Origin of the sequence: Myroides pelagicus (assembly GCF_009711055.1) — a bacterium.
Lineage (GTDB): Bacteria > Bacteroidota > Bacteroidia > Flavobacteriales > Flavobacteriaceae > Flavobacterium > Flavobacterium pelagicum.
In genome coordinates this window covers 1-2135 of record NZ_WMJY01000080.1, presented here as the reverse complement: position 1 = coordinate 2135, position 2135 = coordinate 1, and the positions used below count along the sequence as shown (strand labels likewise).

At 32.4% G+C, this 2135-nt stretch carries 2 protein-coding genes; both read left to right on the top strand.

The window, feature by feature from the left end:
* Positions 1-1314, top strand: a 1314-nt coding sequence (gene istA / locus GJV77_RS14615) for an IS21 family transposase (protein ID WP_240142900.1), incomplete at its 5' end; no start/stop codon positions are given.
* Between the two features lie 19 nt (positions 1315-1333).
* Positions 1334-2062, top strand: a complete 729-nt coding sequence (istB, locus tag GJV77_RS14610; RefSeq protein WP_155037063.1) for an IS21-like element helper ATPase IstB — start codon at positions 1334-1336, stop codon at positions 2060-2062.
* Positions 2063-2135 lie beyond the last annotated feature (73 nt).

Below are 2135 nucleotides of genomic sequence, written 5' to 3'. Positions count from 1 at the left end.
CACTTAGAATCGATGTATTCTTACTTTTCAGTTGAATTAAAGAAAATAGGTGTTACTAAATATTTATTGTGGCAAGAATATATAACAGAGAATCCGGGAGGATTTAAATATTCTCGATTTTGTGAGCTTTTAGGGGAGTTTTCAAAAGTAAAAGGAGCTACATTAAGCTTTACCCATCAACCTGGAGAATTAATAGAAGTAGATTTTGCAGGAGATAAATTATCTTATATAGAACGATCCACCGGTCAAATAATATCTTGTCCAGTATTAGTAATGATACTTCCCTTTAGTGGGCTATCCTATGTGGAAGCTCTCATAGACTCAACTGTACCACAAATAATAAAAGCTCTCAATAATGGATTAGCTAGCTTTGAAGGAGCCTCTAAATCTATTATATCAGATAACATGAAACAATGGGTTAAGAAAGGGAATCGCTACGAACCAGAGTTTAATGAAACACTCGTTCAATGGGCTAACTACAACAATATAAATTTATTAGCAACAAGACCCTATCACCCAAAAGATAAAGCATCAGTAGAGAACATGGTTAAGATTACTTACAGACGAGTATATGCTAAGATAAGAAATGAAACATTCTATTCTTTGAAATCTTTAAACAAAAGGATTCTTGAGAAATTAGAAGAACATCATGTCCTTAATTTTCAAAAGAAAACCTTTAGTCGTAAAGAATTATTTGAATCAGAAGAGAAACAAACTTTACAAGCACTACCTCTAACTCCTTATGTATCTAAGAACTATACTCAAGCGAAAGTTCAAAAGAACTACCACGTGGTACTTGGTGAAGATTGGCATTATTATAGTGTTCCTTATCGTTATATTGGTAAACAAGTGCGAATTATTTATTGCACAGACTACGTTGAAATCTATTTTGGTAATGAGCGAATTGCCACCCATTCACGTAATTATTCTAAAAACAATTTTACTACAGAACTATCCCATCGACCAAATAATCATCAAGCCTTCTTGGAAAGTCAAACTTGGAACGCAAACGATTATTTAAAAGTAGCTTCTAAATATGGTCCCAGTACAGAACTTTATTTTAAAAAAGTTTTGGATAGTAAACCTAACGTTGATCATACTTATCAAATCTGTTTAGGTATCCTACGTTTAGCTAAATCTCATCCTAAACGCATTGAAAGAGCCTGTGAAAGAGCTTTAAAAGGGGTCCGTTTCAATTATAGTATACTAAAAAATATCCTTGATAATAACATGGATAAGATAGAAGAGTCTGAGGTAGAATTTAAAAAAATACCTGAACACGAAAACCTACGTGGAGCAAGTACATATAAATAAAAACTTTAAATACATTATTATGAACACAGAGAAAACAGTAGAACAACTAAAAAATCTACGACTTACAGCCATGGCGAATCGTTACCAATCTGCATGTCAACTACCTATTCACGAACAACAAAATATTCATGAGCTATTAGCTAATATGACGCAGGCTGAAATAGAGTATAGAGAACAAACTAAAACAAAAAGATTATTAAAATCTAGTAAACTACGTTATAATGCTTTACTAGAGCAAATCATTTGTAATGAAGAAAGAGGACTTACAAGAGAACAAGTATTGAGACTTTCTGATTCAATTTTTTTGGAAAAGGCTGAAAATGTACTTATTACAGGGGCTACAGGATGTGGAAAAAGCTTCTTGGCTTGTGCTATAGGCAGATCTGCTTGCTTGTTAGGGTATAAAACAGTCTATTTTAGTATGAGTAAGTTCATAGAAAACTTAGCTCAGACTAGATTAGATGGAACTTATCTAAAGTGGATTAAATATATTTCTAATCAACATGTACTAATCCTAGATGATTTTGGACTCAAACCTTTGACTCCAGATGCAAGATTAACATTACTTGATATACTTGAAGATCGTTATGGAAAAAGCTGTACAATTATAACTTCTCAATTGCCTATAGAGAGTTGGTATAATTTTATTGATGAACCAACACTCGCTGATGCGATCCTTGACAGATTGACAGCTTCTGCACATAGATTAACTTTAAAAGGAAAATCTTTAAGAACAAGAAAAAATTAGTAAATTTGATTATATCAGTGAAGTACAGCATTATTTATAATGAGATAATCTAAACTGGTGTACTTTGTCGGAA

Bases quoted from the DNA above. Each gene is read 5' to 3' on its own strand.
- istB (WP_155037063.1), top strand. From the start codon at position 1,334: ATGAACACAGAGAAAACAGTAGAACAACTAAAAAATCTACGACTTACA.